Origin of the sequence: Synechococcus sp. Tobar12-5m-g, assembly GCF_024345415.1 — a bacterium.
In the GTDB taxonomy this organism is placed as follows: domain Bacteria; phylum Cyanobacteriota; class Cyanobacteriia; order PCC-6307; family Cyanobiaceae; genus Regnicoccus.
In genome coordinates this window covers 41,816-68,094 of sequence record NZ_JAGQBB010000010.1, presented here as the reverse complement: position 1 = coordinate 68,094, position 26,279 = coordinate 41,816, and the positions used below count along the sequence as shown (strand labels likewise).

General features: G+C 67.9%; 25 protein-coding genes and 1 tRNA gene. 10 read left to right on the top strand and 16 right to left on the bottom strand.

The annotated features are described in order from the left end of the window. The first annotated feature begins 92 nt into the window (after nucleotides 1-92). Both pds and KBY66_RS07955 read left to right on the top strand, forming a co-directional pair. Entirely contained in the window at nucleotides 93-1,481 is a 1,389-nt protein-coding gene (gene pds, locus KBY66_RS07960) for a 15-cis-phytoene desaturase (protein ID WP_255088762.1), read from the top strand. A 20-nt stretch (nucleotides 1,482-1,501) separates the two neighbouring features. Beyond that, nucleotides 1,502-2,416, top strand: coding sequence for a phytoene synthase (locus KBY66_RS07955; RefSeq protein WP_255088761.1), 915 nt, complete (start codon nucleotides 1,502-1,504; stop codon nucleotides 2,414-2,416). On the opposite strand, the gene KBY66_RS07950 is transcribed toward KBY66_RS07955, so the two are convergent. From KBY66_RS07950 to KBY66_RS07940, 3 genes are all read right to left on the bottom strand, one after another. Continuing rightward, nucleotides 2,392-3,375, bottom strand: a complete 984-nt coding sequence (locus tag KBY66_RS07950; protein ID WP_255088760.1) for an alpha/beta fold hydrolase — start codon at nucleotides 3,373-3,375, stop codon at nucleotides 2,392-2,394. The genes KBY66_RS07955 and KBY66_RS07950 overlap by 25 nt on opposite strands. 45 nt (nucleotides 3,376-3,420) lie before the next feature. Continuing rightward, nucleotides 3,421-3,852: an RNA recognition motif domain-containing protein gene (locus tag KBY66_RS07945; RefSeq protein ID WP_255088759.1), complete on the bottom strand. Its 432-nt coding sequence runs from the start codon at nucleotides 3,850-3,852 to the stop codon at nucleotides 3,421-3,423. 185 nt (nucleotides 3,853-4,037) lie between these two features. Further along, a complete protein-coding gene (locus KBY66_RS07940) occupies nucleotides 4,038-5,288 on the bottom strand; it encodes a CCA tRNA nucleotidyltransferase (protein WP_255088758.1) in 1,251 nt (416 codons plus the stop codon). Between the two features lie 64 nt (nucleotides 5,289-5,352). Here KBY66_RS07940 and KBY66_RS07935 point away from each other — a divergent pair, with 64 nt between their 5' ends. The 3 genes from KBY66_RS07935 to KBY66_RS07925 are packed head-to-tail and all read left to right on the top strand — an operon-like array spanning nucleotide 5,353 to nucleotide 6,808. After that, a complete protein-coding gene (locus KBY66_RS07935; protein WP_255088819.1) occupies nucleotides 5,353-5,604 on the top strand; it encodes a Ycf34 family protein in 252 nt (83 codons plus the stop codon). Beyond that, nucleotides 5,601-6,236 (top strand): tRNA (adenosine(37)-N6)-threonylcarbamoyltransferase complex dimerization subunit type 1 TsaB, encoded by a 636-nt coding sequence (gene tsaB / locus KBY66_RS07930; protein ID WP_255088757.1) that lies wholly within the window; start codon nucleotides 5,601-5,603, stop codon nucleotides 6,234-6,236. The genes KBY66_RS07935 and tsaB overlap by 4 nt, the downstream gene beginning before the upstream one ends. Then, the gene (locus KBY66_RS07925; RefSeq protein ID WP_255088756.1) at nucleotides 6,236-6,808 is read left to right on the top strand and encodes a YdcF family protein; all 573 of its coding nucleotides are present in this window, start codon (nucleotides 6,236-6,238) and stop codon (nucleotides 6,806-6,808) included. Before tsaB ends, KBY66_RS07925 begins: the two co-directional genes overlap by 1 nt. On the opposite strand, the gene KBY66_RS07920 is transcribed toward KBY66_RS07925, so the two are convergent. The 5 genes from KBY66_RS07920 to rpaB are packed head-to-tail and all read right to left on the bottom strand — an operon-like array spanning nucleotide 6,765 to nucleotide 11,523. After that, nucleotides 6,765-7,496, bottom strand: a complete 732-nt coding sequence (locus KBY66_RS07920; RefSeq protein ID WP_255088755.1) for a lysophospholipid acyltransferase family protein — start codon at nucleotides 7,494-7,496, stop codon at nucleotides 6,765-6,767. The two genes, KBY66_RS07925 and KBY66_RS07920, sit on opposite strands and share 44 nt — an antisense overlap. Then, complete coding sequence (gene fabD / locus KBY66_RS07915) at nucleotides 7,493-8,392, bottom strand: ACP S-malonyltransferase (RefSeq protein WP_255088754.1); 900 nt, start codon at nucleotides 8,390-8,392, stop codon at nucleotides 7,493-7,495. The genes KBY66_RS07920 and fabD overlap by 4 nt, the downstream gene beginning before the upstream one ends. Nucleotides 8,393-8,420: 28 nt before the next feature. Continuing rightward, nucleotides 8,421-9,422 carry a beta-ketoacyl-ACP synthase III gene (locus KBY66_RS07910; RefSeq protein ID WP_255088818.1) on the bottom strand — a complete coding sequence of 334 codons (1,002 nt, stop codon included), beginning with the start codon at nucleotides 9,420-9,422 and terminating at the stop codon, nucleotides 8,421-8,423. Nucleotides 9,423-9,473: 51 nt separating this feature from the next. Beyond that, the gene (gene plsX / locus KBY66_RS07905) at nucleotides 9,474-10,796 is read right to left on the bottom strand and encodes a phosphate acyltransferase PlsX (RefSeq protein ID WP_255088753.1); all 1,323 of its coding nucleotides are present in this window, start codon (nucleotides 10,794-10,796) and stop codon (nucleotides 9,474-9,476) included. Further along, a complete protein-coding gene (gene rpaB / locus KBY66_RS07900; RefSeq protein ID WP_255088752.1) occupies nucleotides 10,777-11,523 on the bottom strand; it encodes a response regulator transcription factor RpaB in 747 nt (248 codons plus the stop codon). The genes plsX and rpaB overlap by 20 nt, the downstream gene beginning before the upstream one ends. A gap of 91 nt (nucleotides 11,524-11,614) precedes the next feature. On the opposite strand from rpaB, the gene radA reads away from it, so the two are divergent. Continuing rightward, nucleotides 11,615-13,036: a DNA repair protein RadA gene (gene radA / locus KBY66_RS07895; RefSeq protein WP_255088751.1), complete on the top strand. Its 1,422-nt coding sequence runs from the start codon at nucleotides 11,615-11,617 to the stop codon at nucleotides 13,034-13,036. Between the two features lie 4 nt (nucleotides 13,037-13,040). Here the strand turns inward: radA and KBY66_RS07890 are convergent, their stop codons facing one another. After that, nucleotides 13,041-13,562: a photosystem I assembly protein Ycf3 gene (locus KBY66_RS07890; RefSeq protein ID WP_255088750.1), complete on the bottom strand. Its 522-nt coding sequence runs from the start codon at nucleotides 13,560-13,562 to the stop codon at nucleotides 13,041-13,043. 104 nt (nucleotides 13,563-13,666) lie between these two features. On the opposite strand from KBY66_RS07890, the gene KBY66_RS07885 reads away from it, so the two are divergent. The 3 genes from KBY66_RS07885 to KBY66_RS07875 are packed head-to-tail and all read left to right on the top strand — an operon-like array spanning nucleotide 13,667 to nucleotide 17,661. Further along, on the top strand, nucleotides 13,667-16,048 hold the full coding sequence (locus KBY66_RS07885) for a heavy metal translocating P-type ATPase (protein WP_399225044.1): 2,382 nt from the start codon (nucleotides 13,667-13,669) through the stop codon (nucleotides 16,046-16,048). Continuing rightward, nucleotides 16,035-16,709 carry a dTMP kinase gene (gene tmk, locus KBY66_RS07880; protein ID WP_255088749.1) on the top strand — a complete coding sequence of 225 codons (675 nt, stop codon included), beginning with the start codon at nucleotides 16,035-16,037 and terminating at the stop codon, nucleotides 16,707-16,709. The genes KBY66_RS07885 and tmk overlap by 14 nt, the downstream gene beginning before the upstream one ends. Further along, a complete protein-coding gene (locus tag KBY66_RS07875; protein ID WP_255088748.1) occupies nucleotides 16,702-17,661 on the top strand; it encodes a DNA polymerase III subunit delta' in 960 nt (319 codons plus the stop codon). Before tmk ends, KBY66_RS07875 begins: the two co-directional genes overlap by 8 nt. Here the strand turns inward: KBY66_RS07875 and KBY66_RS07870 are convergent. The 4 genes from KBY66_RS07870 to KBY66_RS07855 form a co-directional block, all read right to left on the bottom strand. Continuing rightward, a complete protein-coding gene (locus tag KBY66_RS07870; protein ID WP_255088747.1) occupies nucleotides 17,648-18,388 on the bottom strand; it encodes a response regulator transcription factor in 741 nt (246 codons plus the stop codon). The genes KBY66_RS07875 and KBY66_RS07870 overlap by 14 nt on opposite strands. Nucleotides 18,389-18,585: 197 nt before the next feature. Further along, nucleotides 18,586-18,657: transfer RNA gene (locus KBY66_RS07865), tRNA-Asn, on the bottom strand. 16 nt (nucleotides 18,658-18,673) lie between these two features. Next, nucleotides 18,674-19,369 (bottom strand): ABC transporter ATP-binding protein, encoded by a 696-nt coding sequence (locus tag KBY66_RS07860; protein WP_399225041.1) that lies wholly within the window; start codon nucleotides 19,367-19,369, stop codon nucleotides 18,674-18,676. A 2-nt stretch (nucleotides 19,370-19,371) separates the two neighbouring features. Next, nucleotides 19,372-19,638 carry a hypothetical protein gene (locus KBY66_RS07855; protein ID WP_255088746.1) on the bottom strand — a complete coding sequence of 89 codons (267 nt, stop codon included), beginning with the start codon at nucleotides 19,636-19,638 and terminating at the stop codon, nucleotides 19,372-19,374. A gap of 231 nt (nucleotides 19,639-19,869) precedes the next feature. On the opposite strand from KBY66_RS07855, the gene psbD reads away from it, so the two are divergent. Next, nucleotides 19,870-20,928 (top strand): photosystem II D2 protein (photosystem q(a) protein), encoded by a 1,059-nt coding sequence (psbD, locus tag KBY66_RS07850; RefSeq protein WP_255088745.1) that lies wholly within the window; start codon nucleotides 19,870-19,872, stop codon nucleotides 20,926-20,928. A 448-nt stretch (nucleotides 20,929-21,376) separates the two neighbouring features. On the opposite strand, the gene KBY66_RS07845 is transcribed toward psbD, so the two are convergent. The 3 genes from KBY66_RS07845 to KBY66_RS07835 are packed head-to-tail and all read right to left on the bottom strand — an operon-like array spanning nucleotide 21,377 to nucleotide 26,278. Further along, nucleotides 21,377-23,014, bottom strand: a complete 1,638-nt coding sequence (locus tag KBY66_RS07845; RefSeq protein WP_255088744.1) for a DUF2079 domain-containing protein — start codon at nucleotides 23,012-23,014, stop codon at nucleotides 21,377-21,379. 31 nt (nucleotides 23,015-23,045) lie between these two features. After that, complete coding sequence (locus KBY66_RS07840; protein WP_255088743.1) at nucleotides 23,046-24,734, bottom strand: ArnT family glycosyltransferase; 1,689 nt, start codon at nucleotides 24,732-24,734, stop codon at nucleotides 23,046-23,048. Between the two features lie 5 nt (nucleotides 24,735-24,739). Further along, a complete protein-coding gene (locus KBY66_RS07835; protein WP_255088742.1) occupies nucleotides 24,740-26,278 on the bottom strand; it encodes an ArnT family glycosyltransferase in 1,539 nt (512 codons plus the stop codon). Nucleotide 26,279: the final 1 nt, after the last annotated feature.

Below are 26,279 nucleotides of genomic sequence, written 5' to 3'. Positions count from 1 at the left end.
CGGAGCGGAGCGCACTCCCTGACTTTAGGAAGCTGGCGATCAGCGCTGGCTGACCCGAGCCTTTTAAGGTTGTCTCTTGTTTTTGGTTTCCCATGCGCGTCGCCATCGCCGGAGCAGGCCTCGCCGGTCTCTCCTGCGCCAAGTACCTCTGCGACGCAGGCCACACCCCGGTGATCTACGAAGCGAGGGACGTTCTCGGCGGCAAGGTGGCGGCCTGGCAGGACGACGAGGGCGACTGGTACGAGACCGGCCTGCACATCTTCTTCGGGGCTTACCCGAACATGCTGCAGCTCTTCAAGGAGCTTGGCATCGAGGATCGTCTGCAGTGGAAGGACCACGCGATGATCTTCAACCAGAAGGAGGATCCCGGCACCTACAGCCGCTTCGACTTTCCGGATCTGCCCGCGCCCCTCAATGGCGTGGCGGCGATCCTCGGCAACAACGACATGCTCACCTGGCCTGAGAAGATCCAGTTCGGGCTGGGCCTGGTGCCGGCGATGCTCCGCGGCCAGGACTATGTCGAGAACTGTGATCAGTACTCCTGGACGGAATGGCTTCGCCTCCACAACATTCCGGAGCGGGTCAATGACGAGGTGTTCATCGCCATGAGCAAGGCCCTGAATTTCATCAATCCCGATGAGATCTCCAGCACGGTGCTGCTCACCGCCTTGAACCGTTTCCTGCAGGAGAAGAACGGCTCGAAGATGGCCTTCCTCGACGGGAACCCCCCCCAGCGGCTCTGTGAACCGATCGTCGCCTCGATCCGTGAGCGAGGCGGCGAGGTGCACCTCAACAGGCCGTTGCGGCAGATCCGCCTGGCGGAGGATGGTTCCGTCGACGCCTTTCGGATCGGTGGTGTTCGCGGCAACGAGCCCCTGGAGGTGGAGGCCGATGCCTTCGTGAGCGCCCTGCCGGTCGATCCGCTCAAGCTGCTCCTGCCTGAGGCCTGGAAGCAGCTTCCCTATTTCCAGAAGCTGGAGGGGCTCAAGGGGGTGCCGGTCATCAACATTCATCTCTGGTTTGACCGAAAACTCACCGAGATCGACCACCTTTTGTTCAGCCGTTCCGATCTGCTCAGCGTGTATGCCGACATGAGCAACACCTGCCGGGAGTACGCCGATCCCCACCGCTCCATGCTGGAGCTGGTTTTTGCGCCGGCGGACGAGTGGATCGGCCGCAGCGACGGCGACATCGTCGCGGCGACCCTGGCGGAGCTCAAACGCCTTTTCCCCGCCCACTTCACGGGAGACAACCAGGCCCAGCTGCGCAAATCTCGGGTGGTCAAGACCCCCCAGTCGGTCTACAAGTCGGTTCCGGGCTGTCAGAAGCTCCGGCCGTCGCAGGATGCGCCGATCGCCAATTTCTTCCTGGCTGGAGACTTCACCATGCAGCGCTACCTCGCCTCGATGGAGGGTGCCGTGCTGAGCGGCAAGCTCTGTGCTGATGTGGTGAGCCGCCACGCCTCACCGGTGGCCGTGTGACCGTGCTGGTCGCCTCTGAGATGGCTGCTCTCCGCTCACCACTGAGCCTTCCCCAGGCCTACGAGGCCTGTCGGCGGGAAACGGCCCAGTGGGCGAAAACCTTTTATCTCGGCACCCTGCTGATGCCCCGGGCCAAGCGGCGGGCGATCTGGGCCATCTACGTCTGGTGCCGCCGCACCGATGAGTTGATGGACAGTCCCCAGGCCCAGGCGCTGCCGGAGGACCGCCTGGCCGAGCGGCTGGATCTCTGGGAAGACCGCACCCGGGCCCTGTTCAGCGGCCGGGTGGAGGATGGCCTCGACCTGGTGATGGCGGACACGCTGGAACGCTTCCCCCAGCCACTCCAGCCCTACCTCGACATGATCGAGGGCCAGCGCATGGACCTGCGGCGCCAGCGCTATGCCAGTTTCGAGGATCTGGAGCTCTACTGCTATCGCGTCGCCGGAACCGTTGGCCTGATGACCCAGGAAGTGATGGGCCTGGATCCCGCCTACACCTCGGCCCCCTGGAGTGAACGACCCGACACCTCCCATGCGGCAGTAGCGCTTGGAATTGCTAACCAGCTCACCAACATCCTGCGAGATGTCGGGGAGGACCGCAGCCGTGGCCGCATCTATCTTCCCCAGGAGGATCTCCGGAGATTTGGTTATTCGGAGGCTGAGTTGATGGCCGGAACGGTCAACGACAACTGGCGGGCCTTGATGGCCTTCCAACTCCAGCGGGCCCGGCAGTGGTTCGGCCGCTCCGAAGCTGGCGTGCGCTGGCTGGCGGCCGATGCTCGCTGGCCCGTCTGGGCCTCACTGCGCCTGTATCGCGGCATTCTTGATGTGATCGAACGGCACGACTATGATGTATTCAGCCGCCGCGCATTTGTGCCCACTGGATACAAGTTCCTCGACCTGCCCTGCTCCTATCTGATTGCCCAATTGCGCTGATTGCTCTCTGCCTGCTTCAGCCAGGCGAGCAGAATCGGATTGACCTGATCCGGCCCTTCATCCTGGGGGCAATGGCCCAACCCAGGCAGGATCTGCAGCTCCTGAACACAGGGAAAGTTCCGCCGCCAGGTTTCGGCTTCCGCCGGGCTTTCCCAGGGATCCAGCTCCCCCCAGATCATCCGCACCGGCACCGTGAGGTCTTCGAGCAGGTCCGGCGCCAGCACATCCTCGAAGAGATTGATGAAGCCGCGGAAGCTCTCCGCTGCGCCCGGATCGGTGCTGGGGCGGTAGAGCATCTCCACGAGTTCGTCGTCGACATTGGCGCCGCTCGGGTAGGCCTGGCCCAGCACCTGCCGGATGAAGCCGGGACGGGCCAGGGCCCTGAACAGGGGGGCGACGAGGCCGCGCTGCCGCACCAGCCGCTTGACCAGGGGACGGAGAAGCCGCTCGAGGGCAGGCAGCTCAGCCCGACGTTTTTCGTCGAGGGTGCGCTGGGCGCAATCGATCAGAATGATCTGGGACGGGGTGATGCCCCGCTCCAGCAGCAACTGGCTGGCCCTCAGCACGACGAGCCCCCCGATCGAATTCCCGACCAACTGGAGCGGTCCATCGCGATCGGCCGGTGCCAGGCTTTCGACGAAATCCGCCACCTGCCTGGCCCAGAGATCGAAGCAGTAGCGAACCGAATCGGGAGGCCCTGGCTCGCCGATCAACCGGGAGCGGGGTTTGGAGCTGGCCCCGAAGCCGAGCAGGTCGAGGGCATAGACCCTGAAATGCTCCGCCAGGGTGGGCTGGTTGTGGCGCCAATGGCCTGAGCAGGCTCCGAAGCCGTGGATCAGGATCACCGTGGAAATCCCGGCGGGATGGCCCGGGGGGTGGGCCTCCAGAAAGCCGATCGATTGACCCTGCCAAGACCAGTGTCGTGGCAGGGGAGCGAGGGGCAGTGAAGCTGGGATCAACCCACCACCTGTGCCCATTGCCTCTTCAACCCCGGCTGATGCCAATCAGACCGCGGCCGTCTGGTTCGCCAGCAGGGCCTTGAGTTTGGCCAGTTCACCGGCCCAGCGGGGGTCGGGGGCACCTTCGGTGACCGTGTCGCTGTGCACCACCTTGTTGGTGGCCTTGCGCGCCACCGCGGTGGCCCCTGCTGGACGACGATCGCCGCCGACGGGAGCACTGCCGCGCGCATCCTTGCGCTCGGAGCGCTCGATGCGCAGGGTGTTGCCTCCAAACGCGTGGCCGTTGAGCTGCTCGATCACCGTGTCGGCGAGCTTCTCATCGTCGACATTGGCGAAGCCGAAGCCGCGGCAGGCGCCCGTTTCACGGTCTTGCACCGTTTTGAAGCGCACGCCTTCACCGACCGCCGTGAACAGAGCATCAAGCTCCTTGGCATCAAAAGTCTGCGGCAGGTTGCCGACGTAAAGACGAACACTCATGGGGAGGGAGAAGAAATTGGAAAACTGGCTCGAGGGCGCTGATCAATCGATCGACAGGCTCGATCACGAAGCTGGATCACGAAGCCACTGGCCCATGGATCCATGGATGAAAAAGTCTGATGATTAACCGGCACCTGCCGGGCACGGAGCAGGCAGTTGGACATGCCTATGCACCTAAAAGTAAATCACGGCCTGGTGCCATCCAGCCAGATTCTTGCCGCCTTCAACGCATCGTCAGGTTTGTTGATCCGGCCGAAGGCCAGCTCCACCGTCAGGTGGGTGAGCAGGAGTCCCAGACGCCGTGATGGCACCAGCCCGAAGGTCTGCTGCAGCGTCCAGCCATCCACGGGGGCGTGGGGGTGAAAGAGGGGGTCGCTGTCCTCACGCCAGCGCCGCAGCCAATCGATCGCCAGGGGGGCGGGGAAGAACAGCAGCAGGGCGGGCAGGTCGCCGGCCAGTTGCTGGTGCAGGCTCAGCCGTTCCGCTTCCGCCATCGCCGCAAGCCGCTCCTCCACCCCTGCTCCCGCCGCGATCAGTTGCCTCCACCAATGGTGCAGCCGCCCACAGCGCTGTTGGAGATGGCGGCTGCCATGCAGTCGGCGCACCCCTTCGCCATCGAACAGGACCGCCAGGCGGGCCAGCCCGAGGGCACCGGCGGCTTCATCCTGGCCCAGGCCGATGCTCCCGGCCCGCTCCCCGGTGAGCCTCTGCAAGCTCCACAGCGTTGCCGCGTGGATCGCTTCCGCTGTGCCCTCGGCGGCGGCCCTGAGGTCGGGCCGCCAGGGATCCAGCAGTTGTTTCTCCAAGGCAACGGCAAGGCCACGATTGCCCGCGGGGCAGCCGGCCAGTTTCTCCAGTTCCACCAGCACCCGCTCCGAAGCCACGGCGCCGATCAGCCGGTGATGGGCCTGGATCCAGCGGCCGGTTACCTCGCCCAGCTCGAAATCCAGCTCGGCGGCCAGGCGAATCCCTCGCAGCAGCCGCAGCGGATCGTCGCGGAGATTGGCCTCGCGCACCGCCACCACCTGCCCCAGGGCGAGATCCCGCAGCCCGCCTGTGGGGTCCAGCAGGGGCATCTGCGGCGAGAGCGGCAGGGCCAGGGCATTGAGGCGGAAGTCGCGCCGCCAGAGGTCCTCCTCCAGGCTGTCCCCCACCTGGCGGGCCAGATCAAGGCACCAGCCCCTCAGCACCACCCGGGCGATCGAGCGCTGCCCGTCAAGCACCACCGCCGTGCCGCCGTAGCGGCGGCCCAGCTCCTCGCACAGGGCGATCGCATCGCCGGGAACCACCAGATCCAGATCGGGCCGGGCCCCCAGGCGGCCCAGCAGCCCATCCCGCACGGCACCACCGACCAGCGCCGTTCCGGACGGCAGGTCGCTGGTGGGCAGGGGCCAGTGTTCGATCCGCAGGGTGCGGCGCAGAGTGGTGGCCGCCATGGCCAGGCCGCTGGCGCCCTGGTCGCTCCACCCCAGAATGGTGCGGTCCGTGGGCCGCTGGGGGATGTGCATCTGCGTGGACTGCCACTGGGTCGACCGCTGCCAGGCCTATCACGCGGTGGAGCGCCAGCACGGTGTCACCCATCTCACCGCCCACCCCGACTTCCAGCCCCGGGAGCCCCGCATCCACGTGCAGGTGATCGACCTGGCCGAAGCCCAGGTTGGGGTGGAATGGGATGTGCGGGCCTGCAGCAGCTTCAGGGTCGATCGGGGCCGTTGGCTGCGGTTGCGCCCCGGGGAGTCGCCACCCCGATGAGCGACGTGCTTCCGTGGCTTCTGGCCCTGCACAGCAGCAGCGACACCCTCGCCGTGGGCCTCCAGCCCCTCGGCGGTGGCGCGGCGACGCTGGCCACCCACCCCCTGGGCCGAAGCCTGGGCAATGATCTGTTGGCCTGTGTGGAGCAGCTACTTCCGGCCAGCCGCTGGAGGGAGCTGGGTCGCCTGGCGGTGGCCACCGGGCCCGGGGGGTTCACCGGTACCCGGCTCACGGTGGTGCTGGCCCGCACCCTCGCCCAGCAACTCGATCGCCCCCTCGATGGGTTCAGCAGCTTTCTGTTGATCGCCCGACGACTCTGGCTGGCCGGGGAGGCTGGAGCCAGGGGCGAACCGTTCTGGATCACGCAGACGTTGCCGCGCCGTGGCCTCGTGGCGGGCCGCTACCAGGCGGATCCAGTCGCGTTGGGCGGTCTGGCGGAAGACGAGGTGCCACGCCTCTTTTCTGCCCCGGCCACCCTGGCGGGGCAGGCTTGCTTCGAGGCACGGGTGGATGCCTCCGCCGATCTGACCCAGCTGCTGCTTTTGAGCCAGGCGGCGGCGGTGGCAGGCTGGCCTGCCCCCTGGCAGCCTGTCCTGCCGATCTATCCCACCAGCCCGGTGGCGACGGCCTGATGCGGAGGCTTGTGCCATGGGTTCTGCTCGGTCTGGGTCTGGCCGGGTTGATCCGCGCCTCGGCGTTTGGGTCCTTCCCCGCCCCGTTCCTGCCCAGATCGTCAGCCTCGGCCCCCCAACTGATCCTCGTCCTGGGCGGGGATGTGGCCCGGGAACGGCGGGCCGGCCAGCTGGCCCAGCGCTACGGGCTGCCCCTGATGGTCAGTGGTGGCAGCAACCCGGAATACGCCCGGTGGCTGTTTCGCCAGGAGGGCCTGCCCCCCCAGCAGTACCAGCTCGATTACCGCGCCAGCGACACCGTCACCAACTTCACCACGGTGGTGGACGACCTGCAACGCTCCGGTGTCCGCAACGTTCTTCTGGTGACCAGCAGCGACCACATGGACCGGGCCCTGCTGGTGGGCCGGATCATCGCCGGCAGCCGCCATATTCAGCTCACGCCGGTGACGGTGCCCTGTGGGCCGCGTTGTGTTCCTGAGCGGCGAAGCAAGGCCTGGCGCGATGGCTTCAGGGCCGTGATCTGGGTGATCAGCGGTCGTGATCCTGGTCAGTGGGCGGCAGCGCGGACCTGAGCTTGGCGGGAGGCAGCAGACCCTGATCCAGCAGTCCGTTGATCTGCTCCTGGCAGGCGAGGGTGGTGGCTTCCAGATCGGCACGGCGGCGGGAGGCCGGCGGGGGGACAGGCTGGCCAATGCGGATGTGGATCGGCACCAGCCGCGGCCAGAGCCGGCCGGTGCCGAGCGCCCGGTGGCTGTTGACGATGGCGACCGGCAGCAGGGGGATGCCGGCCTTGGCGGCCAGAAAGGCTGCTCCGTGCTGGGGATCGTTCACCCGGCCGTTGCCCTGGCGGGTGCCATCGAGGAACACGCCGGTGGCCCAGCCCTCCGCCAGGCGGGCCATGGCGACCCGAATCGCCTCGCGGTCGCTGGCTCCTCGCGACACGGGGTAGGCCCCACAGGCCCGGATGATCGGCCCCAGCAGGGGCACCCGAAACAGCTCGGCCTTGGCCATGAAGGCCACCGGCCGGCCCAGGGCATGGCCCACCAGGGGCGGATCCAGGTGGGAGCCATGGTTGGCCACCACCACGAGCGCACCCTCCATGGGCACCTGGCCGTTGCTGGCGGTGCGGCCCCGGAACAGCAGCCGGTAGAGCGGAAAGACCAGCAGGTAGCTGACCAGTCGGTAGATGAAGCTGGGCTGCGGCGTCAGCAGGGCCGGTGGGGGGAACCTCGGCTCAGGCCCTGGGGCGAGCGGACTCAAAATCCAAGATCCTTGGCATTGGCGATCCGGGCCGTCACCAGTCCTTCGAGATCCCGTTTGACCAGTCCACTGAGCACATGGCCGGGCCCGATCTCCACCACGGTGTGGATCTGGTGGGTGGCGAATTGGGCCATGGTCTCGCGCCAGCGCACGCCGCTCACCATCTGGCGGGCGAGTAGGTCCTTGAGCACCCGGGCGTCGGTTTGGGGGCTGGGATCGGTGTTGCTGAGCACGGGGATGGTGGCGTCCGCGAAGGGAATCGATTCGAGCAGGGCCTCGAAGGAGGTGGCGGCATCGTGCATCAACGGCGAATGGAAGGGCCCCGAAACGGCAAGCGGGATGGCCCGCTTGCAGGGCAGGGCACCGACCACCTGGGCCACCGCCGCCGGTGTGCCGGAGAGCACCACCTGGGAGCGACTGTTGTCGTTGGCGATCACCACCGCCTCGGTGCTGGCCACCAGCCGCTCCAGCGCGCACCGCTCGAAGCCGATCACGGCGGTCATGGCCCCACCACCCGCTGCCGCCATCAGCTCACTGCGCCGTTGGATCAGCTCCAGCCCGGTGCTGACGTCGAACACATTGGCCGCGTAAAGGGCCACCAGTTCCCCGAGGCTGTGGCCCGCCACCAGCTGGGCAGTGCGCCCCTGGGCCTTGAGGCCATCGACCAGGAGGCTCTCGACGACGAACAGCGCCGGCTGGGTGTTGCGGGTGTCGTTCAGATCACGGGGATCGCCGGCCGTAGCGAGGTTGGATCCGGCGCAGATCGCCAGCAGATCTCGGCCCAGCCTCTCGGAGGCTTCGCCGAACCGCCGCCTGGCATCGGGCAGCTCCAGAAGGCCCTCGGCCATGCCGAGCTTCTGTGACCCCTGGCCGGGGAACACCCAGGCAATCCCCATCGCAACCCTTCGGTGAACCGGCTGGAGATTAGGTGGTGGTGGCCGAGGGCCCCTGCCAGCGGAGCAGGGCGGCCCCCCAGCTCAGGCCGGCCCCGAAGCCACTGGTGGCGATCAGGTGGCCCGAGCGGATGCGCCCATCCCGGACCGCCTCGTCGAGCATCAAAGGAATCGTGGCGGCCGAGGTGTTGCCGTAGCAGGCCAGGTTGCTCAACACCCGTTCGTCAGGAACGGCGAGCCTGGAGGCCACCGCATCGAGGATGCGCTGGTTGGCCTGGTGCAACAACAGCCAGTCGAGCTGGGCCGCGGGCGTGGCCGTGGCCTCCAGCAGCGCCTCGAGCAGGAGCGGCACTTCCCGAGCGGCGAACTTGTAGACCTCCTGGCCATTCATGTGAATCGGCAGAAAGCCGCCCCTTTGGGCGGTGTGGCCCTCCACCAGGGGTTGCCGCTCCAGGCCCTGCTCCAGGGAGAGGCAGGCGGCGCGGCTGCCATCGGAGCGCATCAGGAAGCCCAGCAGGCCGTCGCGTTCGCTGGCGCAGGCTTCGAGCGCCACGGCTGCGGCCCCATCCCCGAACAGCACGCAGGTGCTGCGGTCGTCCCAGTCGACCCAGCGGCTCAGCTGGTCGGCGCCGATCACCAGGGCCCGCCGCATGCTGCCCCCGCGGAGGTACTGGGCGGCGGTGATCAGGGCGAACAGGAAGCCGCTGCAGGCGGCGGTGAGATCGAAGGCCACCGCCTGGCTCGCCCCCAGGGCCCCCTGGATGCGGGGGGCGGTGCCGAACAGATCGTCGGGGCTGGAGGTGGCCAGCAGGATTAGATCGAGGTCGTCCGGCTGCCAGCCGGCGTGGTCCAGGGCCTTGCGGGCGGCGGCGGTCGCCAGGCTGGTCAGGGTCTCGTCGGGGCCGGCAACCCGGCGGGACGCGATGCCGGTGCGGCTGCGGATCCAGGCGTCGCTGGTGTCCACCCGCTGGCTCAGCTGCTCATTGGTGAGGCTGAGGCCGGGCAGTTCGCTGCCGCAGCCCACCAGGGCCATCCCCGCGCCCAACTGACCGAGCGACACCTGCGTGACCACCGTTGGGATCAGTCAACCACAGGCCTGGGCCGCACCCACCTCGGTGCTGAGCTGGTGCAGATCGTCCATCACACCGCGGCTGGCGGCCCGCTGGGCCAGGCGCAGGGCGCTCACGACCGAGAGGGCCTTGCTGCTGCCGTGGCCGATCACGCAGATCCCATCAACGCCCAGCAGCAGCGCTCCGCCGTGCTCGGCATGGTCGAGCCGTTTCTTGATCCGCACCAGATTGCTGCGCAGGAAGGCGGAGCCCACCTTGCCGCGACGACCGCGGGGCAGCTCGGCCCGCAGCACATCGAGCAGCACGCTACCGACCGATTCCAGGAACTTGAGCAGCACGTTGCCGGTGTAGCCGTCGCAGACCACCACATCAAACTGGCCGGAGAGCACATCGCGGCCCTCGCAGTTGCCGGCGAAGCGCAGGCGCGGCTCCGCCTCGAGCAGCGGATAGGCCTTGAGGGTGAGGTCGTTGCCCTTGCAGGCCTCCTCGCCGATGTTCAGCAGGCCGATCCGGGGCCTGGACACCCCCAGCACATCCCTGCTGTAGATACTGCCCAGCAGGGCGAACTGATGCAGGTAGCTGGGTTTGCAGTCCATGTTCGCTCCGACATCCAGCACCAGCACCTGCTCGGCCGGGTCCTTGGTGGGGAACAGGGCGCCGATGGCCGGCCGCTCGATGCCCTTCAACCGGCCCAGCCGGAAGATGGCCGCAGCCATCACGGCACCGGAGTTGCCGGCGGAATACACCGCCACGGCCTGGCCCTCCCTGACCTGGTCCATCGCCAGGTTGATGCTGGCGTCGCGCTTGCGGCGCACCACCGTGGCCTCCTCGTGCATGCCCACCGACGGGCCACTGCTGATCAGCTGCAGCAGGCCGGCGGCGATGGCTTCGTTGAGCTCGTCTTCCAGACTCAGGGCGGCCACGGCCCGCTTCACGGCCTCGGCCTCAGCGACGAAGCGGATCCGCAGGGGCAAGACCCTGACGGCATCCAGACAGCCGGCCAGAATCGGCCCGGGGGCGAAGTCCCCCCCCATGCCATCGACCGCCACCCAGCGACGGTCGGCATCCCGGATCGGCGCCACCACGGGGATTCCCCCCTGCTGCAGGCGCCGCAGGGGCTGGATCATCAGGGGCTGCAGCACCGAACCGGCCGTGGAGGCCATGCTGCCGGCCATAGAACCGGCCGCGGAGGCCGCCGTGCTGGCCGAAGAGGTGGCCGTGCCCACCAGGCTGGTGACGGCAGCGTTGCGGCGATACCAGATCACCAATCGGCGGATCGCCCGGCTCGGTTTTGCCCGCCGTTGGCGGGGATCGAATTCAGAGTCCTTCGCTGCCAACGGCTTCCACGATGCGCTGGAACAGATACCCCGTTCCCCGGGCCGTGAGGATCAGCTCGGGGTTGGCGGGATCATCTTCCAGTTTGGAGCGCAGCCGGGAGATGTGGACATCCACCACCCGGGTGTCCACGTGACGCTCGGGGGTATAGCCCCAGACCTCCTTGAGGATCTCGCCGCGGCTGAACGGCTCCCCGGAGCGGCTGACCAGCAGCTCCAGCAGGCTGAACTCCATGCCGGTGAGGCGGATGCGTTCCTCGCCCCGGTACACCTGGCGTTTGTTGGTGTCGATGCGCAGGTCGCCCACCTGGATCACGCCGGAGTTGGGAATGCCCAGCACCTGTTCCTTGTCGACCCGGCGGAGCACACAGCGGATGCGGGCCTCGAGTTCCTTGGGGCTGAACGGCTTGACGACGTAGTCGTCGGCACCGAGTTCGAGGCCGGTGATGCGGTCGGCCACATCGCCGAGGGCGGTGAGCATCACGATCGGCACATCCGATTCCTTGCGGAGCTCCTGGCAGACGCCGTAGCCGTCGAGCTTCGGCATCATCACGTCGAGCACAACGAGATCCGGACTCGACTGGCGAAAGGCTTCGAGGGCCTCGACGCCGTCGGAGGCGGTGACCACCTGGTAGCCGATCATCGTGAGGCGTGTTTCCAGAATCCGGCGGATGCTGGCCTCGTCATCGACGACCAGGATCGTTTCCTTGGCGGGGGGGGAAGCCGTCATCGCGGCGCGACTGGATTACAACAGATCCGACCACTGAAAAGGCCTGAGTGCCGCAGGGTTCACCGAACGCCACCATTCTTCATACACCGCCTTGGGACGCGCCACCTTTTCCTTCGTCTGTCAGAGCTGCGGTGCCCAGGCGCGACAGTTCTTCGGCCGGTGCCCCGGCTGTGGTGGCTGGAACACCTTGGTCGAGCAGGCCAGCCCTCCCCCCGATGGCCGCCGCCGCCGGGCCCCGGGCGCTGCGGCCATCGGGGAACTGGATGCTCGCCCGCGCCGTTCCCAGCCGATTCAGGCGGTGGGGGAGCGGCCGCTGGCGCGGCTGGCCAGTGGCTTCGACGAACTGGACCGGGTGCTGGGCGGAGGGCTGGTGCCGGGCTCCCTGGTGCTGGTGGGGGGCGATCCGGGGATCGGCAAGTCGACCCTGCTGCTCCAGGCCGCCCAGGTGATGGCCCGCTCCTGCTCGGTGCTCTATGTGAGCGCCGAGGAGTCGGCCCAGCAGGTGAAATTGCGCTGGCGTCGGCTCGGCCCCGACGCCAGTCCCGGCCCAGAGCCCGGCAGCCTGCAGTTGCTGGCCGAAACCGATCTGGAGCTCGTGCTCCAGGAGCTGGAATCCCTCCGCCCCGCCGTCGCGATCATCGACAGCATCCAGGCGCTCCACGACGCCGAACTCACCAGCGCACCCGGGTCGGTGGCCCAGGTGCGGGAATGCGCCGCCGCCCTGCAGCGCCTGGCCAAGCGCCAGGACACGGCCCTGCTGCTGGTGGGCCATGTCACCAAGGAGGGGATGCTGGCGGGTCCGAAGGTGCTCGAACACCTGGTGGATGCGGTGCTCACCTTCGAGGGGGACCGCTTCGCCAGCCACCGGCTGCTGCGGGCGGCGAAAAACCGCTTCGGTGCCACCCACGAACTGGGGGTGTTCGAGATGCGCGACCGGGGCCTGGTCGAGGTCACCAACCCCAGTGAGCTTTTCCTCGGCAGCGAAGGCCCCTGCGCCGGCACGGCCACGATCGTGGCCTGCGAGGGCACCCGCCCCCTGCTGGTGGAGTTGCAGTCCTTGGTGAGTGGCACCAGCTACGCCAGCCCGCGGCGCACGGCGACCGGCATCGGCATCAACCGCCTGCACCAGATCCTGGCGGTGCTGGAGAAGCACCTGGGCCTGCCGCTCTCCCGCTTCGATTGTTATCTCGCCGTGGCCGGTGGCCTCGATGTGGAGGAGCCGGCGGCGGACCTGGGGGTGGCGGCGGCGGTGGTGGCCAGCTACCGCGACCTCACCCTGCCGGCCGGCACGGTGCTGGTGGGGGAACTGGGCCTGGGGGGGCAGCTGCGGCCGGTGGGCCAGTTGGAGCTGCGCCTGCAGGAGGCGGCCAGGCTGGGCTTCCATCGCGCCGTGGTGCCCCGCGCGAGCGGCCTGGGGTCCCTCGCGACGGAGCTCGACCTGCAGGTGCTGGAGGCGGCCACCGTGGCGGATGCCCTGGTGGCGGCCCTGGGGGTCGATCCGGCGGCGGACTGAACCCTCAGAAGTACACGTCGACGGAGCCGCGGCCGCTGGTTTTCAGCCAGTTCTGGGCCTCGATGTAGTTGTTGGGGGCCATCCGGATCGCCCTGCCCCAGAACTCGGCGGCCCGGGAGAAGCAGCGATCCGATTCATCGGTGTCGCCCCGCTCCTCGGCCAGGGAGCCGAGGTGGTGATGGATCACCGCCATGTTGTTGAGGGCCTGGGGCATGTTGCCGTTGAGCTCCAGGACCTGGTCATAGAACTCCAGGGCCTTCTGGTGATCGCCGTTGCTGGTGAAGACCAGGGCCATGTTGTAGAGGATGAAGGCCCGGTCATTGGGGTCGTCCTCCAGTTTCAGGGCCTCCTCGTAGTTCTCAAGGGCCTCGGCGTACTCGCCGTCGCCCTGGGCGCTCATGCCGTCGCGGTAATAGGCGAAGGCCTCCTTGGAGCGCCGGTTGGTGGGCAGCACCTTCAGGATCAGATCGGCCATCACCGTGAAGCTCTTGTCGATGAAGTTGTCGTTGCGTTGGCTGCGGGGCACGGCGGAGGACGGCTCGGTGCTCCCATCCTGACGGTTGCGGACGTCCTGCTTCACGGCTCCCCGGTTTCGAGAGGGCCGTGTCCCTAGCCTGGGGCCCCTCGGCTGTGGCTGTGACCCCTCCCGTCGCCCCATCCCCGCTGGGCCCGTTGCTGCCGGACCCCGTTCCGCTGGAGCCCTTGCTGCTGGATGTGGAGGGAATGAAGTGCGGCGGTTGCGTGCGGGCGGTGGAGCAACGGCTGCTGGAGCAGCCGGGCGTCCGCCAGGCCAGCGTCAACCTGCTGACCCGCACCGCCTGGGTGGCTTTGGAGCCCGATCATCCCCGGGATCCGGAGCGGGCCCTGATCGCCAGCCTCGAATCGCTCGGTTTCAGCGCCCAACCTCGGGAGCCCGGCTCCACCCTGCTCAGCCGGTCGGAGCAGGGGGATCACCGGCGCTGGTGGCAGGACTGGCGCCAGTTGATTGTGGCGCTGGCCCTGTTGCTGCTCTCCGGGCTCGGCCATCTCACCATGGCCGGCACCCTGCCCCGATCTCCCCTGGGAGCCCTGTGGTTCCATGCCCTGCTGGCCAGTGTGGCGCTGCTGGGTCCGGGGCGTTCCATCCTGGTGCGCGGGGCCACCCAGGCCTGGCATGGGGTTCCCGGCATGGACAGCCTGGTGGGGCTGGGCATGGGCAGCGCCTACCTGGCAAGTCTGGTGGCCTTCCTCTGGCCCCGCTCCGGCTGGCCCTGCTTCTTCAACGAGCCGGTGATGCTGCTCGGTTTCGTGCTGCTGGGCCGCTTCCTTGAGGAGCGCGCCCGCCACCGCACCGGCCGCGCCCTCGAGGAGCTGGCGGACCTGCAACCGGATACGGCCCTGCTCCTGCTGGGGGATGACCCGCCCAGGCCGGTGCGGGTGGGTGGCTTACGGCCCGGCGACCGGCTCCGCCTCCTCCCCGGTGACCGGATCCCGGTCGATGGGGTGGTGCTCGACGGCAGCTCCGCCGTGGATGTGTCCAGTTTCAGCGGGGAATCCCTGCCCCTGGAGGCCAAGCCCGGCACCGAGCTGGAGGCCGGCATGCTGAATCTGCAGGCTCCCCTGGTGCTGGAGGTGCGCCGGGCCGGGGCCGAGACCGCCCTGGCGCGGATCATCGCGATGGTGGAGCAGGCCCAGGCCCGCAAGGCGCCGATCCAGGGGCTTGCCGATCGGATCGCGGGCCGCTTCAGCCTGGCTGTGCTGGTGCTGGCCCTCGGCACGTTTCTGTTCTGGTGGCGGTGGGGCACCCAGCTCTGGCCCCAGGTGCTGCTCGCCTCACCCCATGGCGAGGGCGGGATGGCTGCTCACGGCGGCATGCCTGTGGTGCTGGGTGGTGGCGGCGGCACCCCCTTCTCCCTGGCCCTGCAACTGGCGATCGCCGTGCTGGTGGTGGCCTGTCCCTGCGCCCTCGGCCTGGCGACCCCCACGGCGATCACGGTGGGATCGGGATTGGCGGCGCGCTCCGGGCTGCTGTTCCGCGGTGGCGACGCGATCGAGATGGCCTCCCGCCTGCAGACGGTGCTGTTCGACAAGACCGGCACCCTCACCCTGGGCCGCCCCCTGGTGATCGCCCTGGAGCCAGCCGAAGCCGATGGGGCCGAGCGGCTCCTGCAGGTGGCCGCCAGCCTCGAGCAGCAGAGCCGTCATCCGCTTGGCCATGCCTTGCTGCAGGAGGCCCGGTTGCGCCAGTTGCCGTTGCTGGAGGTGGCCCGCAGCACCACCTTCGCCGGAGCCGGTGTGGAAGGGGAGATCACTGGATTGGCAGGGGTCTGCCGGGTGGGCAGGCCCGATTGGCTTGCCCAACTCGACCTCAACGGTGGCGAGGCTCTCGAAACCCAGGTGGCTGCGCTGGAAGCCGATGGGGCCACGGTGATGGGTGTGGCCTCCGGCGCCTCCATCCTTGGCCTGGTGGCCGTGCAGGATCAACCGCGCCCCGATGCCGCCCGCACCCTGGAGACCCTCAACGCGATGGGGTTGCAGCTGGGGGTGCTGAGCGGCGATCGCCGCCAGGCGGTGCAGCGACTTGGCGAGGCCCTGGGCCTGCTGCCGGGAACCTTGGCCTGGGAGCTGCGGCCCGAGCAGAAACTGGAGCACATCCTGGGTTGGCGCGACCAGGGGCCGGTGGCGATGGTCGGGGATGGGATCAACGACGCTCCTGCCCTGGCGGCTGCCGACCTGGGCATCGCCGTGGGCACCGGCACCCAGATCGCCCAGGACACCGCCGATCTGGTGATCCTCGGTGAGCGCCTCGAGGGCGTGGTGGAGGCCCTGCGCCTGGCCCGGCGCACCATGGCCAAGGTGCGCCAGAACCTTGCCTGGGCCTTCGGCTACAACCTGGTGATGCTGCCGATCGCCGCCGGCCTGCTGCTGCCGGGTTTCGGTCTGCTGCTCTCTCCGCCCTTCGCCGCCCTGCTGATGGCCGTCAGTTCGATCACGGTGGTGGTCAATGCGCTTTCGCTGCATGGCCGCCCCTGAAGACCGCCCTGGCCGGGGCAGGTTTCTGGTCCTCGAAGGCATCGATGGCTGCGGCAAGACCACCCAGCTGGAGCTGCTCCGGCGCTGGCTCCCCAGCAGCGGCCTGATGCCCGAGGCGGCCGAGCTGGTGGTCAGCCGGGAGCCGGGCGGCACCCCCCTGGGCCTGGCCCTGCGCCAGCTGCTGCTGCATCCGCCGGAGGCCTCGATTCCCTGCCCCACCGCCGAGCTCCTGCTCTACGCGGCAGATCGGGCCCAGCATGTCCAGGAGCTCATCGCCCCGGCCCTGGAGGCCGGTGATTGGGTGGTGAGTGACCGCTTCACCGGCTCCACCGCCGCCTACCAGGGCCATGGCCGCGGCCTCAGCCTGGAGCTGATCGCCACGCTGGAAACGATTGCCACCGCAGGGCTGAGCGCCGATCTCACCCTCTGGCTCGATCTGCCCCTGGAGCTTTCGCTGCAACGGCGGGGCCACCGCCACCGCCCCGCCGATCGGATCGAAGCTGGCGGCATCGCCCTGCTGGAGCGGGTTCGCCAGGGCTTTGCGGCCCTGGCCCCCGCGCGCGGCTGGCAGCGGATCGATGCCGCCCCGCCCACCGCCGAGGTGGCCGCGGCGATTCGTGCCGCCGTCGCCGGCCGTGTGGGGATCCAGGCCGATGGCTGATGTGTTCGCCGACCTGGTCGGCCAATCCCGGGCCGTAGGCCTGCTCAGGGCCAGCCTCGATCGGCAGCGGCTGGCCCCGGCCTACCTGTTTGCCGGCCCCGACGGCGTCGGCCGGCGCCTGGCCGCCCGGCGCTTTCTCGAGGGCCTGCTGGCCGGCCTGGAGGGTTCTTCCAGCCTGCGGCGGCGCCTGCTGGAGGGAAACCATCCCGACCTGCTCTGGCTGGAGCCCACCTACCAGCACCAGGGCCAGCTGGTGCCGGCCTCCCAGGCGGAGCAGCAGGGCGTCGCCAGTCGGGCCTTGCCCCAGCTGCGCTTGGAGCAGGTGCGCGCTGTCAGCCGCTTTCTGGCCCGCCGCCCCCTTGAGGCCAGCCGCTGCCTGGTGGTGATCGAAGCGGCCGAGGCGATGGCCGAAGCTGCGGCCAACGCCCTGCTCAAGACCCTGGAGGAGCCTGGGGATGGGCTGCTGATCCTGCTGACGGCAGCGCCGGAGCGGTTGCTGAGCACGATCCGCTCCCGCTGCCAGCAGATCCCCTTCGCCCGCCTCGATGCGGTGGCGATGGCCCAGGTGCTGAACCGGCTGGAGCAGGCATCCGCTGCCGGCCCTGCGGCTTCGGTCGACCCAACGGCGCTGCTGGATCTGGCGGCAGGATCCCCTGGCGCCCTGCTGCGGCACCGGCAGCAATGGCAGTCGCTACCCCAGGACCTGGCCCCACGGCTGCTCGCCGATTCCACGGCTCCGATCGAGGCCCTGGCCCTGGCCCGCGACCTCTGCGAAGCCCTGGATCTCGACCAGCAGCTCTGGCTGCTGGATTGGTGGCAATGGCAGCTCTGGCGCCGGGATCACCAACCCCGAGACCAGGGCCGGATCGAGCGGTTGCGCGGCCAGCTGAAGGGGTTTGTCCAACCCCGGCTGGCCTGGGAGGTGGCCTTGCTGGAGCTCAGGGGGACGTGAGCCCGCCCAGCTCCAGGTGGGGATCGGTGGGAAGTTCAAGGCAGTAGCCAGCCCCATAGACCGTCTTGATGAACCGGGGCTTGCGGGGGTCGGGCTCCAGCTTCGTGCGCAGATGGCGAACATGCACCCGGATCGTCTCGATGTCGTCATCGGGTTCGTAGCCCCAGACCTCCTTGAGAATCACCGGCGGTGCCACGGTTTGTCCGTGCCGCTGCAGCAGGCAATGCAACAGCTCGAATTCCAGGTGGGTGAGCCGCACCGCCCGCTCGAACCAGATCGCCTCGAACCGCTCCCGCACCAGGGTCAGGGGGCCGAAGTCGAGAATGTCCCCCGGCTTGGTGGACAGGGGCGCCCGATCGCTGCGGCGGATCAGGGCCTTGACCCTGGCCAGCAGCTCCTCGAGGTCGAAGGGTTTGGTGAGGTAATCGTCGGCGCCGGAGTTGAAGCCGCTCACCTTGTCTTTGGTTCCCCCCAGGGCGGTGATCATCAGGATCGGGATGCCGGCGCTGCGCTCATCCCGCCGCAGCCGCTGGCAGAGGGTGATGCCATCCACATGGGGAAGCATCAGATCGAGCAGGATCACATCCGGATTGGCCTGCAGGGCCAGGGCCTGGCCCTTGATCCCATCGGCGGCGCACTCGACCCGAAAGCCGCTGTGCTCAAGATGGCCCGCCACCAGCTCCCGCATGTCCCGGTCGTCTTCGATCAGCAGGATGCAGGGCTTCATCGTGGATGGCCGGTGCGGTGATGGCGGCAGTGCATCGGCAGCTCAAGGCGCATCGGGGCCGATTCTTTCACTGCCTCACCACGGCTTCAGCTTCAATCTTCCCTTTTGCTTTGGAATCGGCCCCTGTCAAGGCGCTCGATCGGGGTCGTGGGGGCGGCATGCACCGCAGGCGCAGGCAGGCGGCGTTCTTCAAAAAACTCCCCGGGCGGGATTCGAACCTGCGACCAATCGGTTAACAGCCGACCGCTCTACCACTGAGCTACCGAGGATCGTGGCTTCGTGAACCTACCCCTCAGCCTTGCCGCCAGGCAAGGGGGGAAGCCTCCGCTCCAGCCGTTCCCGCAATCGGCGCCCCTCCTGCCAGGGTCCCAGCTGCCCCGCCTCCATCAGGGCGGCTCCATCGCAGCGCTCCAGTTCCTCCAGCCGATGGGTGATCCACAGCGCGGCCAGGGGCGCTGGCAGGCGGCTGCAGAGGTGTTGGATCAGCCCCAGCACCTCCTCCTGGCTGGTTGGATCCAGCAGGGCAGTGGGTTCATCGAGCAGCAGCAGGCTGGCCTCGCTTGCCAGGGCGCCGGCGATTGCCAGCCGTTGTTTCTGGCCGCCGCTGAGGGTGTGGATGGGCCGTTGCTGGAAGCCATCGAGGCCCACCTGGGCGAGGGCCGCTTCAACCCTGGCTTGCCGCTGGCCGCGGTCGAGCCCTTCGGGAAGGGAGAGCTGGAGATCGGTGCCGCAGCTGGGCAGCAGCAGTTGGTGGTCGGGGTTCTGGAACACCAGGGCGGTTTTGAACGGGCACTGGATGCGGCCCCGCTGCGGCTCAAGCAGGCCGGCGATCAAGCGCAGCAAGGTGCTTTTGCCGCTGCCGTTGCCGCCCACCAGCATCCAGAGACCGGCCTCCGGCAGGCTGAAAGTGCAGTGGTTGAGGGCCGGGCTGCCGGAGGGCCAGGTGAAGCCCAGCCGCTCCACCACCAAGGGGCTCGTCAAGGTCAGGTGTCGAAGGAGAAGCCGGGCCGCTTGCTGCCCCCTCCGCCCGCCGCCGACTTCTCGTAGATCTGCAGGGCCACCAGTTCGCTGCTCAGCAGGCTGACCCGCTTTTCTTCCGCCTTCTCGCAGGAGAGCTCGAGCACCCGGGGCTGGCCGGTCTCAAGGGCGGTCTTGATCTCCGCGTAGAGGGCCTGGGCGTCGCTCAGCTCCTTGCGCTGCACCGAAACGGGCATGGGGCTGAGCTTGAGGGAGAGCTCGACGACGTACACGGGTTGTTGGGAAAGGCCAGGGTTCACTCTGGCGAATGGCGGGGCCCCGCGCTGACGGGTGCCGCCCGGATGGCAGGGCACCGGATGACAGGGCACAGGATGAACCAGCTCCGAAAGACCCGGCGAAGCCAGTTAAGAAGGAATGCTCATCTTTGGTGATCCGCGGCATGCTGGCCACGGGCGCCCCCTCGGGCTGCGTATGGTTTGGATGTAACGCTTCATGAAGCACCCATGACGATTGCCCTAGGGCGCGCGCCGGCGACACGGGGATGGTTCGATGTCCTCGACGACTGGCTCAAGCGCGACCGGTTTGTTTTTGTCGGCTGGTCCGGCCTGTTGCTGTTCCCCACCGCTTACCTGGCGTTGGGCGGCTGGCTGACCGGCACCACCTTCGCCACCTCCTGGTACACCCACGGCATCGCCAGCAGCTACCTGGAGGGCTGCAACTTCCTCACCGCCGCCGTCAGCACCCCCGCTGATGCCATGGGCCACAGCCTGCTGCTGCTCTGGGGCCCGGAAGCCCAGGGTGACTTCGTGCGCTGGGTGCAACTGGGCGGTCTCTGGCCGTTCGTCGCCCTGCACGGTGCCTTCTCCCTGATCGGCTTCATGCTGCGCCAGTTCGAGATCGCCCGCCTGGTGGGAATCCGCCCTTACAACGCGATCGCCTTCTCCGGGCCGATCGCGGTCTTCGTGAGCGTGTTCCTGATCTATCCCCTGGGCCAGAGCAGCTGGTTCTTCGCTCCCAGCTTCGGTGTGGCGGCGATTTTCCGCTTCCTGCTGTTCCTGCAGGGCTTCCACAACTGGACCCTGAACCCCTTCCACATGATGGGGGTGGCCGGCATCCTGGGCGGTGCGCTGCTGTGCGCCATCCACGGCGCCACGGTGGAGAACACCCTGTTCGAGGATTCCGAGCAGGCGAACACCTTCAAGGCGTTCGAGCCCACCCAGGAGGAGGAGACCTATTCCATGGTGACGGCCAACCGCTTCTGGAGCCAGATCTTCGGGATCGCCTTCTCGAACAAGCGCTGGCTGCACTTCTTCATGCTGTTCGTGCCGGTGATGGGTCTGTGGACCAGCAGCATCGGCATCATCGGCCTGGCGCTGAACCTACGGGCCTACGACTTCGTGTCCCAGGAGATCCGCGCCGCTGAGGACCCCGAGTTCGAGACCTTCTACACGAAGAACATTCTTCTCAATGAAGGTCTGCGTGCCTGGATGGCACCGGCCGACCAGCCCCATGAAAACTTCGTCTTCCCTGAGGAGGTCCTGCCCCGTGGTAACGCTCTCTAAGGAGTGATCCTACGGAGCTTTGAATCCTCTTTCCATCTTTGAATAGGATCAATCACTGCACCAACCAATCAAAAGGCGCTCAATCGGGCGCCTTTTTTTATGGACAATCAGCCCATGGGATCCCTCCATTTTCAGCTATGATCATTGTGTTCTGTCAGCAGTGACGTGGAACGAGGTTTTGGAGCTTGCTCCATTGCTCGCTCCGAATGCGCCACCGGCTGACGCTGTCCCCCAGGGGAGGAGGTGTTCGTGAGCCACAGTTCCATGTACAAGGGTCTGCTGATCGCGGAGAACGCCGTCTGATGTCAGGCAGCCTGCTCTGAGTTCAAACGGTTCCGCGCCAGAGCGGACCCGGCGAGAGCCCCCGGAGTCACCGAATCTGGTGCCTCCGGGGGCATCGTTCATGAATGGAGATGACGACGAACGATCCCCTTCATCAACCCTGGGCTCACCTTGGAACTGTTCCCTGTCCTCTTGCCTCGAGTTTCGTGACCAGGTTGGCCCGGAGTTCCACGGCATCGGCCCGATCCTTGAGGCCCCTGCCCATCAGCACGATGCCGCCCTGCACATCCACAAGTCCATAGGCGGGGGAGAGCTCGGGCATCAGTTCCATGATGCTGGCCAGTTCCTTGCGATCGCCATCCGAGACATCCAGATGGCGATTCAGCATCTCCAGATCTGCCACAATCCAGTCAACCTCTGGGGCTTGTCCTGCCCTGTCCAGATAGGTCCAGTTGCGGGGAAACCGCACCAGCACCTCCCGTTCAGCAAGCAAAGGAACCAAGGGTGTGGTGGCTGAAACGCTGGCGGTGTGTGGGATCTGGTTCACGATCCTCCTGGCGGCCTGACCATGGTCCCAGAGCTGTTTTGGGTTGGTGTAGATCCAGGGTCGCACGCTGTCAGGAATCACGAAGGAGAGGCTTCGATTGGGATTGCTGGTGATCGTGAGCAGAATGGAGAGACCAATCGCCCCGATCCAGGCCGAGCGAAGCCGCGGCTGATGGAATGCGCTTGAATGCCGCTCCCACCAGAGCACGGCCCCGGCAAACAGGCCTGGCACCACAAGCAATGCATACCGCACATTGATGTCGAGGGGTGGTGGTTTCCCCTGGGCGAGGAGCAACCCCAGGAAGGGCAACCCCATCAGCAGCCAGGCATCGCGGGAGATCAACGGAATGAACAGAAGTGGCAAACTCTGCGCGAAGAGATAGCGAAGGGTGTCGCCTGGCTCGTTGAGAATTTCCCGCAGGATGGCGAGGGGTTGCGAGAGGATCCTGGCGCCCACATCCAGGCTGCTGGCCCGATCACGTTCACCCAGAAACTGGCCGAAGTTCTCCACCATGAAGCGGCGTGAATTGTCTTCGCTGAACAGGGGCATCAGCCCATTGGTGACGATCACCACCCAGCCGATTCCCACCGCTCCAAGCAGAAGCGCCAGGGGCCATGGCTCCTTCCTCCGCCAGAGCATCCAGAGGCTCACCCCCACCAGCAGCACGCCGGTGTCCTCCCGGATCATCGGAATCAGCACGGTGCAGAGGGCCACCAGCCACCAGTGCCGCTGTTTGAGCCCCCAGAGGAGCAGAAAAAAGGCCAGGGGCAACTGGCAAAGATCCGTGAAATTGCCCCAGGTGGGACCGAGCACGGCATTGGCTCCGAAAAAGGAGCAGGCCAGCAGGGCCGCGAGCCGATCCTTGTTGCGTCCAAGCGTTTGGAGGGCAAACCGATGCAGCACCAGACCGGCCCCGCTCATCAGCCCCACCTGAACCAGGGGCAAGGCTCCGGCACCGAGCAAGCCCACAAGCGGAGCCCAGAGCACCAGAGCTGGAGTGAAATGCTGGCCCAACCGCTGGTAGCCCAAGGCCGGTAACTGGTCGTCACGGGTCACGCTCGCCGAGAGCTGGGAGGACAGGGTGCTCTCGAACGGGTGGCCGTGAAGGGTGTTCCACAGCACCTGAAGAAAGATGCCCTGGTCATAGGTGGCGGCAAGAACCTGCAGGCGCCACCACTGCAGGGACAGCCCCACCACGGCAAACAGCAGGGCGGCCACCAGGACCAGGTGGTTCCAGGAACGGCTTTGCTGCGTCAATGCAGGGCTCCGTTCAGGGGTGCGGTGCAGTTCAGTGTCTCGGTGCATCGGATTGATCCGGGAGTGTGCAACGCCAGAGCTGCCAGCCCTGCTCGCCCAGCCCCGTGAGCCGGCAACGGGCACCCGCCTGGAGCAGCAGCGGGGGGGGCGGTTCGATGGCTTTCTCGATCAGCAGGAACTGCTGGGGAGAGCTTGGCTCTGCCCTCTCCGGCAACCGCAGGATCCTTCGCTGGGCATACCAGCTGAGGCTCGGTCGCTGCCCGGAGTCTCCCGTCATGTAGATCGGCAGCGAGCGATCGACCGCCACTGCCGCCGCTTCCCTGGCCAGCCTGGCCACGGGGCGAACGGCGTCGCGTTCGTTCAATTCCCAGTTCCACAGCGGACCCTGGAAGAGCAGCAGGAGGGAAAGGCACCAGCCCGTCAGCAGCAAGACCAGGCCACAGCGGCGCTGCCGCTCAAGCGGGCACTGGAGAAGCAGGCCCCCAGCCAGCAGGCCCACCCCCGCCGGCAAAACAAGCAGGCTGGCGGCGGCGGGCAGTCCGGTTCGGCTGCTCGCGGCGACCAGGGAGAGCAGCAGCAGAACGCCGCCGAGCAGGGCCCAGAGCACCGGCACGACCTGCAGCGCTGGGCGATCCCGCCGGGGTTGCAGCAACAGGGGTAGAAGCGGCCCGCAGAGCAGGGCGAAGGGCAACCAGAGTGGGTGGCTGTACCAGGGCAGCTGGGTGCGCAGCGGCAGGATCGCCGCCGCCAGCACCCCCTGGAGCACCAGGCACCACCGCCCCCAGGGAGTGTGGCGCTGCCGCCAGGCCAGAACCAGCGCCAACGGCCAGAGCGGCAGCCAGGGCCAGCCGCCCTCCAGCAACTTGATCAGGGGAACCCTCCAACCCAGGTCACTGCCTTCGCCGGCATCCAGCAGCACCCGGGTGACCCCGTCTCCGCCCCAGAGCCAGAGGGCGTCGCTTCCACGCTTCAGTCCATGCCAGAGATGCCAGCCGAGCCCAGGGGCCAACCCCAGCCCCAGACCTGTCATCAGAGGTGTCCAGCGGGGCCGGCCACCGCTGGGGTCAAGGGCCAGCCCGATCAGCCCAGCCGCCAGGGCCGGCAGCAGGATCGGCGCCTTCAGCAGCAACAGCCCGCTTCCGGCCAGCCCGGCCAGGCCCCCTTCCCGCAGCGCTGAGCTTCCGGCGGCCCGACTGCGCAGCAGGGCCCACCACAGCAGGGCCATGGCCGAAAGCTGGGTGCCGTCCAGCATCGCCAGGCGGCCGTGGCGTGCCACCGGCAGCAGGCTCACCATCACGGCTGCTGTGGCCAGGGCCGTGGCCCGTTGGCCCGGCCGCAGCTGGAACTGAACCAGCCCCACCAGGGGCACCACCAGGGTCGAGAGCACCGCCGGCACCAGCCGAACCACCCACTCCGGCGGGAGGGCATCGGCGGCGGCGGCGCTGCCAAGGCGCCAGAGCGAGATGGCCCCGGCGATGAGGAGATGGAGCCCGGGGGGCTTGTTCCGATAGGGGTCCCCCCACAGCGTCGGCAGCAGCCCCTGGGGCAAACCCCGATCGGCGATTTCCAGGCTCACCCGGGCCACGATGCCCTCATCCCAGTCGCGCAGCGGCAGGTTGCCCAGGCCCGCGAAGGCCAGGATCAGGGCGACGCCCCAGAGCAGCAGCAGGCCGCGCCAAGGGACGCGCGGATGGCCTGGATCAGGGTTGGCGTGATCCATGGCTCTCAGGGGGTTGGTTGGGGCCCAGGCCCAGCCGGGGCGAGCCGGATCAGAAAGCCCGAATCCGCCTCCTCCACCCCCGAATGGCTGCGGACCCATTGCTGCAGCCTGGTCTTGCCGGGACCATCCTCGAAGGGCAGGAAGCTTTCGACCTCCCGATAGCTCCCGGCCAGAGCCTCCGCCCCCTGTTCGCGCCACTCGTTCGGGCTGCGCTTCATCAGGCCCTCCGGCGAGACCAGCCATCCCTTGCGGTGGGCCAGATAGAGAACGGTGGGGTCCGAGCCGCTCACCACCACCACCCGCCCCCCGGCGGGGGTGTCCCGCCGGATCCGCTCGGCCAGCGCCAGGGTCGCCGAACCGGCCGTTCGCTCCCGGCTCCAGTAGTCGATCGTCAGGACCGTCAGGCTGACAACCATCAGCAAGGCCAGCACGATCCAGCCCTTGCCGCTCAGGAAGGGCACGGCTCCCTGCTCCAGCCGCACCCAGCCCAGGCCGATCAGGGGACCGGCGAACAGGGTGAGCGGCAATTGGTAATACTCGTGGACGGCGCTGCTCTCCGGTGCCAAGGCCCCGGCGGCGATCACAGCCCCCAGGCCGATCGGCAGCACCAGGGCCCGGCTTCGCTGCTGCCGGTCCGGGATGCGGCGAAGCGCCACCAGCCCCAGTGCCAGCAGCGGCAGCCCCACCACCGCCAGGTTCCGGACCGTGATCCTCAGGGCCAGACCGGCCCAGTAGCTGGGGCCAAGCAGGTCTAGCCAGGTGTAGCGGTGGGCCTCCCCACCCCAGAATCCGAAACTCAGGCCGCTGCTCTGGCCAAGCCGGTGGGCATGCCAATACCAAAGAGCTGTCACCGCCAGGGCGGTCAGGGGAAACAGCCAGGTCCCGGGATGGCGGAGCACCCGCCAGCGGCGGCGTGACCCCCAGAGCCAGAGCAGGGGCACCCCAAGCCAGACGAAGGGCAGTACCTTGATCAGACAGGCTCCGCAGAAGGCCAGCCAGGCCACCAGGAGCGCCAGGGGTTTGCCGCGCTCCAGCCAGGCCAGGAACCGCTCAAGGCAGAGGGCGGCCAGGAACAGCAGGGCCGCCTCCGGCTGCACGCTGCGGCCATAAAAAACCGGAATCGGCAGCACCGCCACGAACACTCCCCCCCACCAGCCCGCCCTGGCGCCCACCAGCCGCCGTCCGATCCGGATCAGCAGCCAGATCGTCAGCACGCTCAGCGCCACCGAAAGGCCCCGGGCCAGCCACTCATGCACCCCGATCAGGCGATACAGCAGGGCCACGCTGTAGGGATAGAGGGGAAATTCCGCCTCCACCAGGCCGCTTCCTGCCCCCCCCCAGTCGATCTGGGGACGCCAGAACACCAGACCCTGCTCCACGAAGTTGCGGGCCATGGCGGCCGTGTCGGCCTGGCGCCAGCTGTGGACCCCCAGGATCGGCGCCTGGATCTGCACCAGCCGCAGCCCGAGCCCGAGGGCCAGGGGAAACCAGAGGGGAAGGCCGGCGGCGCCGCGCCCGGTCGCGGAGGGTTCTGCGACGGGCATC

Coding starts and splice junctions, on each gene's coding strand:
- pds (WP_255088762.1), top strand. CDS start 93: ATGCGCGTCGCCATCGCCGGAGCAGGCCTCGCCGGTCTCTCCTGCGCC.
- KBY66_RS07955 (WP_255088761.1), top strand. CDS start 1,502: ATGGCTGCTCTCCGCTCACCACTGAGCCTTCCCCAGGCCTACGAGGCC.
- KBY66_RS07945 (WP_255088759.1), bottom strand. CDS start 3,852: ATGAGTGTTCGTCTTTACGTCGGCAACCTGCCGCAGACTTTTGATGCC.
- KBY66_RS07940 (WP_255088758.1), bottom strand. CDS start 5,288: ATGGCGGCCACCACTCTGCGCCGCACCCTGCGGATCGAACACTGGCCC.
- KBY66_RS07935 (WP_255088819.1), top strand. CDS start 5,353: ATGTGCATCTGCGTGGACTGCCACTGGGTCGACCGCTGCCAGGCCTAT.
- tsaB (WP_255088757.1), top strand. CDS start 5,601: ATGAGCGACGTGCTTCCGTGGCTTCTGGCCCTGCACAGCAGCAGCGAC.
- KBY66_RS07925 (WP_255088756.1), top strand. CDS start 6,236: ATGCGGAGGCTTGTGCCATGGGTTCTGCTCGGTCTGGGTCTGGCCGGG.
- fabD (WP_255088754.1), bottom strand. CDS start 8,392: ATGGGGATTGCCTGGGTGTTCCCCGGCCAGGGGTCACAGAAGCTCGGC.
- KBY66_RS07910 (WP_255088818.1), bottom strand. CDS start 9,422: ATGGCCCTGGTGGGCTGCGGCAGCGAACTGCCCGGCCTCAGCCTCACC.
- rpaB (WP_255088752.1), bottom strand. CDS start 11,523: ATGACGGCTTCCCCCCCCGCCAAGGAAACGATCCTGGTCGTCGATGAC.
- tmk (WP_255088749.1), top strand. CDS start 16,035: ATGGCCGCCCCTGAAGACCGCCCTGGCCGGGGCAGGTTTCTGGTCCTC.
- KBY66_RS07875 (WP_255088748.1), top strand. CDS start 16,702: ATGGCTGATGTGTTCGCCGACCTGGTCGGCCAATCCCGGGCCGTAGGC.
- KBY66_RS07870 (WP_255088747.1), bottom strand. CDS start 18,388: ATGAAGCCCTGCATCCTGCTGATCGAAGACGACCGGGACATGCGGGAG.
- psbD (WP_255088745.1), top strand. CDS start 19,870: ATGACGATTGCCCTAGGGCGCGCGCCGGCGACACGGGGATGGTTCGAT.
- KBY66_RS07840 (WP_255088743.1), bottom strand. CDS start 24,734: ATGGATCACGCCAACCCTGATCCAGGCCATCCGCGCGTCCCTTGGCGC.
- KBY66_RS07835 (WP_255088742.1), bottom strand. CDS start 26,278: ATGCCCGTCGCAGAACCCTCCGCGACCGGGCGCGGCGCCGCCGGCCTT.